Here is a 5,616-nt window from a genome sequence, read left to right on the forward strand (position 1 = left end):
AAAAAAAGATTGCAAAAGGCTTGTGGTTACGGAAAAGATTTCTACTTTTGCACCCGCATTAGAGCAGAAGTTCACACACAAACTGGAGTATTAAACAAATCAAAAAAACTTTAAAAAAAGTTGAAAAAAGATTTGGATATTAAAAAGTAAAGGTAGTATCTTTGCCGACCCGAAACGAAAGAATCGGATTGTACAAGTTCTTAAAAATATTGGGTAAGTGGTCAGGAAAAAATAATCAAAAAATTTTTTCAAAAAAGCTTGCCAGATTAAAAAAGAGTTGTACTTTTGCACCCGCTAATCGAATGAGAGGCGAGAATAAAAAAGAATGACACGTTCATAGACATATTGAATTGACAGCACAAAATTACAGCGATGTAATTTTGAAAATAAGAGAGAGTAAGATTTTTCGAGTAAATTGAAAACAACCTAGCGACTTAAATCGAATAAAACAATGTTAGATTAATCTAACGAACAATATACGATGAAGAGTTTGATCCTGGCTCAGGATGAACGCTAGCGGCAGGCCTAACACATGCAAGTCGAGGGGTAGAACACTTCGGTGTTTGAGACCGGCGCACGGGTGCGTAACGCGTATGCAATCTACCTTATACAGGGGAATAGCCCAGAGAAATTTGGATTAATGCCCCATAGCATTACGACTTGGCATCAAGATGTAATTAAAGTTCCAACGGTATAAGATGAGCATGCGTCCCATTAGTTAGTTGGTAAGGTAACGGCTTACCAAGACGATGATGGGTAGGGGTCCTGAGAGGGAGATCCCCCACACTGGTACTGAGACACGGACCAGACTCCTACGGGAGGCAGCAGTGAGGAATATTGGTCAATGGTCGCAAGACTGAACCAGCCATGCCGCGTGCAGGAAGACGGTCCTATGGATTGTAAACTGCTTTTATACAGGAAGAAACCCTCCCACGTGTGGGAGCTTGACGGTACTGTAGGAATAAGGATCGGCTAACTCCGTGCCAGCAGCCGCGGTAATACGGAGGATCCAAGCGTTATCCGGAATCATTGGGTTTAAAGGGTCCGTAGGCGGTCTTATAAGTCAGTGGTGAAAGCCCATCGCTCAACGATGGAACTGCCATTGATACTGTAAGACTTGAATGCTTAGGAAGTAACTAGAATATGTAGTGTAGCGGTGAAATGCTTAGATATTACATGGAATACCAATTGCGAAGGCAGGTTACTACTAAGTGATTGACGCTGATGGACGAAAGCGTGGGGAGCGAACAGGATTAGATACCCTGGTAGTCCACGCCGTAAACGATGGATACTAGCTGTTCGGAGCAATCTGAGTGGCTAAGCGAAAGTGATAAGTATCCCACCTGGGGAGTACGCACGCAAGTGTGAAACTCAAAGGAATTGACGGGGGCCCGCACAAGCGGTGGAGCATGTGGTTTAATTCGATGATACGCGAGGAACCTTACCAGGGCTTAAATGTAGATTGACAGGACTGGAAACAGTTTTTTCTTCGGACAATTTACAAGGTGCTGCATGGTTGTCGTCAGCTCGTGCCGTGAGGTGTCAGGTTAAGTCCTATAACGAGCGCAACCCCTGTCGTTAGTTGCCAGCGAGTCATGTCGGGAACTCTAACGAGACTGCCAGTGTAAACTGTGAGGAAGGTGGGGATGACGTCAAATCATCACGGCCCTTACGTCCTGGGCCACACACGTGCTACAATGGTAGGTACAGAGAGCAGCCACTGCGCGAGCAGGAGCGAATCTACAAAACCTATCTCAGTTCGGATCGGAGTCTGCAACTCGACTCCGTGAAGCTGGAATCGCTAGTAATCGGATATCAGCCATGATCCGGTGAATACGTTCCCGGGCCTTGTACACACCGCCCGTCAAGCCATGGAAGCTGGGGGTGCCTGAAGTCGGTGACCGCAAGGAGCTGCCTAGGGTAAAACTAGTAACTAGGGCTAAGTCGTAACAAGGTAGCCGTACCGGAAGGTGCGGCTGGAACACCTCCTTTCTAGAGAAGATTTAACCGTTAGGTTTTAGTTGAAAGGGAAATATTACTCTCGCTGTTAATTTAAAAAATAAGAATAAGCAAAGAAAACAGAGTCTCGTAGCTCAGCTGGTTAGAGTACTACACTGATAATGTAGGGGTCGGCAGTTCGAGTCTGCCCGGGACTACTTTTTTAAGCTTGTTTGAAGGAAATTCTGGAAGTTGGGATTCATAATTCGTAATTCTGAATTCATAATTCTGAGTTCAAATTGGGGGATTAGCTCAGCTGGCTAGAGCGCCTGCCTTGCACGCAGGAGGTCATCGGTTCGACTCCGATATTCTCCACGATTCCGAAAGGAAAAAAGTTCATTGACATATTGAGATAAAATACATTTAAAAAGTAGAAAGTACAGTAGAATCGTAACATGTTACGATTTTATTAAAGAAAGTCCTATTTTTATTTATAGAAATAGGCGGCACATAAGCAAAATAAGGGCGTATGGGGGATGCCTAGGCTCTCAGAGGCGATGAAGGACGTGATAAGCTGCGAAAAGCTACGGGGATTGGCACACACGAATTGATCCGTAGATATCCGAATGGGGCAACCCAATGCATTGAAGATGCATTACCCGATAGGGGGCAAACCCGCTGAACTGAAACATCTAAGTAGGCGGAGGAGAAGAAAACAAAAGTGATTCCGTAAGTAGTGGCGAGCGAACGCGGATTAGCCCAAACCAGAGTTGTTACGGCAATTCTGGGGTTGTAGGACCACGATATTCTATGCGGATTGAACCGGAATAACCTGGAAAGGTTAACCAAAGAGGGTGATAGTCCTGTATGGGTAAGAGAAGATATAGATAGTGGTATCCTGAGTAGCGCGGGGCACGTGAAACCCTGTGTGAATTTGGCGGGACCATCCGCTAAGGCTAAATACTCCTGAGAGACCGATAGTGAACCAGTACCGTGAGGGAAAGGTGAAAAGAACCGTGAATAACGGAGTGAAATAGATCCTGAAACCATACGCTTACAAGCGGTCGGAGCCCTTTCGTGGGGTGACGGCGTGCCTTTTGCATAATGAGCCTACGAGTTACCGTTGCTGGCAAGGATAAGCACTTCAGGTGTGGATCCGTAGCGAAAGCGAGTCTGAATAGGGCGCTTTAGTCAGTAATGGTAGACGCGAAACCGTGTGATCTACCCATGGGCAGGATGAAGCTGTGGTAACACATAGTGGAGGTCCGAACCGGTTGACGTTGAAAAGTCTTCGGATGACCTGTGGGTAGGGGTGAAAGGCCAATCAAACTCGGAAATAGCTCGTACTCCCCGAAATGCATTTAGGTGCAGCGCTGGGTATAAGTTATATAGAGGTAGAGCTACTGATTGGATGCGGGGGCTTCACCGCCTACCAATTCCTGACAAACTCCGAATGCTATATAATGTTTACCAGCAGTGAGGGCATGGGTGCTAAGGTCCATGTCCGAGAGGGAAAGAACCCAGACCATCAGCTAAGGTCCCCAAATGTATGCTAAGTTGAAAAAACGAGGTTTGTCTGCCCAGACAGCTAGGATGTTGGCTTGGAAGCAGCCATTCATTTAAAGAGTGCGTAACAGCTCACTAGTCGAGCGGACGAGCATGGATAATAATCGGGCATAAGCATACTACCGAAGCTATGGATTTGTAGTAATACAAGTGGTAGGGGAGCATTCTAAACTGGGTCGAAGGTGTGATGTGAGTCATGCTGGACTGTTTAGAAAAGAAAATGTAGGCATAAGTAACGATAATGCGGGCGAGAAACCCGCACACCGAAAAACTAAGGTTTCCGCAGCTATGCTAATCAGCTGCGGGTTAGTCGGGTCCTAAGGCGAACCCGAAAGGGACAGTCGATGGCCAACGGGTTAATATTCCCGTACTACTTATAATTGTGATGGAGAGACGCAGTGGTGAAAGTACCGCGAACTGACGGAATAGTTCGTTAAAGCACTTAGCTATAGGCCCGGTAGGCAAATCCGCTGGGACTGGTGAAATGCGATAGTACTCAGAGTCTTCGGACAACGAGATAGTGTACCTAAAGGCTGCCAAGAAAATCTTCTAAACTTAGATTATAAGTACCCGTACCGTAAACCGACACAGGTAGTTGAGGAGAGAATCCTAAGGTGCTCGAGAGATTCATGGCTAAGGAATTAGGCAAAATAGACCTGTAACTTCGGGAGAAAGGTCGCCAGCAGCAATGCTGGCCGCAGTGAAAAGATCCAGGCGACTGTTTATCAAAAACACAGGGCTCTGCAAAATCGTAAGATGAAGTATAGGGCCTGACACCTGCCCGGTGCTTGAAGGTTAAGTGGAGATGTTATCTTCGGAGAAGCATTGAAATGAAGCCCAAGTAAACGGCGGCCGTAACTATAACGGTCCTAAGGTAGCGAAATTCCTTGTCGGGTAAGTTCCGACCTGCACGAATGGTGTAACGATCTGGATACTGTCTCAGCCATGAGCTCGGTGAAATTGTAGTAGCGGTGAAGATGCCGCTTACCCGCAGTGGGACGAAAAGACCCTGTGCACCTTTACTATAGCTTAATATTGACCTTGGACACGTGATGTGTAGGATAGGTGGGAGACTATGAAGTGGCGTCGCTAGGCGTTGTGGAGTCATTGTTGAAATACCACCCTTTGCTTGTCTGAGGCCTAACCCCGTAATGCGGGGGACATTGTTTGGTGGGTAGTTTGACTGGGGTGGTCGCCTCCAAAAGAGTAACGGAGGCTTCTAAAGGTTCCCTCAGCACGCTTGGTAACCGTGCGTAGAGTGCAATGGCATAAGGGAGCTTGACTGAGAGACATACAGGTCGATCAGGTACGAAAGTAGAGCATAGTGATCCGGTGGTTCCGCATGGAAGGGCCATCGCTCAAAGGATAAAAGGTACGCCGGGGATAACAGGCTGATCTCCCCCAAGAGCTCATATCGACGGGGGGGTTTGGCACCTCGATGTCGGCTCGTCACATCCTGGGGCTGGAGAAGGTCCCAAGGGTTGGGCTGTTCGCCCATTAAAGTGGCACGCGAGCTGGGTTCAGAACGTCGTGAGACAGTTCGGTCTCTATCTACTGTGGGCGTTAGAAATTTGAGTGGATCTGATTCTAGTACGAGAGGACCGAATTGGACTGACCGCTGGTGTATCTGTTGTTCCGCCAGGAGCACTGCAGAGTAGCTACGTCGGGAAGGGATAAGCGCTGAAAGCATATAAGCGCGAAACCCACCACAAGATGAGATTTCTTTTAAGGGTCGTGGAAGATGACCACGTTGATAGGCTATAGATGTAAAGGCAGTAATGTCATAGTCGAGTAGTACTAATAACCCGTTAGCTTATGTATAAATTCCTCCGCTTCGGCGGAGGAAGAAACTTTCTTTAAATTAATTTATCTCAGTATGTTAAGATATTATTGCAATTACGAATTTAAAATTATGAATTACGAATTGTAAAAATTGCTCAAAGCAATTTAACCTCTTAAGGTGGTTATTGCGTCGGGGCTCACCTCTTCCCATTCCGAACAGAGAAGTTAAGCCCGACTGCGCAGATGGTACTGCAGTTATGTGGGAGAGTATGTCGCCGCCTTTCTTTTGAAAAGCCCTATCAGTAATGATAGGGCTTTTTTGTTACCAAT

Annotated in this window: 2 tRNA genes and 3 rRNA genes; all 5 read left to right on the forward strand. The window is 46.6% G+C overall.

The features are described from left to right. The first annotated feature begins 478 nt into the window (after positions 1–478). The 5 genes from QUB24_RS32805 (at position 479) to rrf (ending at position 5,570) form a co-directional block, all read left to right on the forward strand. A 16S ribosomal RNA gene (locus QUB24_RS32805) occupies positions 479–1,992 on the forward strand. A gap of 90 nt (positions 1,993–2,082) precedes the next feature. Then, a tRNA-Ile gene (locus QUB24_RS32810) sits at positions 2,083–2,156 on the forward strand. An 83-nt stretch (positions 2,157–2,239) separates the two neighbouring features. Continuing rightward, a tRNA-Ala gene (locus QUB24_RS32815) sits at positions 2,240–2,313 on the forward strand. 133 nt (positions 2,314–2,446) lie between these two features. After that, positions 2,447–5,325: ribosomal RNA gene (locus tag QUB24_RS32820) — 23S ribosomal RNA — on the forward strand. Between the two features lie 135 nt (positions 5,326–5,460). Beyond that, a 5S ribosomal RNA gene (gene rrf, locus QUB24_RS32825) occupies positions 5,461–5,570 on the forward strand. The 16S, 23S and 5S rRNA genes sit together here with 2 tRNA genes alongside, the layout of an rRNA operon. Positions 5,571–5,616: the final 46 nt, after the last annotated feature.

It is taken from the genome of Microcoleus sp. B9-D4 (assembly GCF_036705105.1).
Taxonomy (GTDB): domain Bacteria; phylum Cyanobacteriota; class Cyanobacteriia; order Cyanobacteriales; family Microcoleaceae; genus Microcoleus.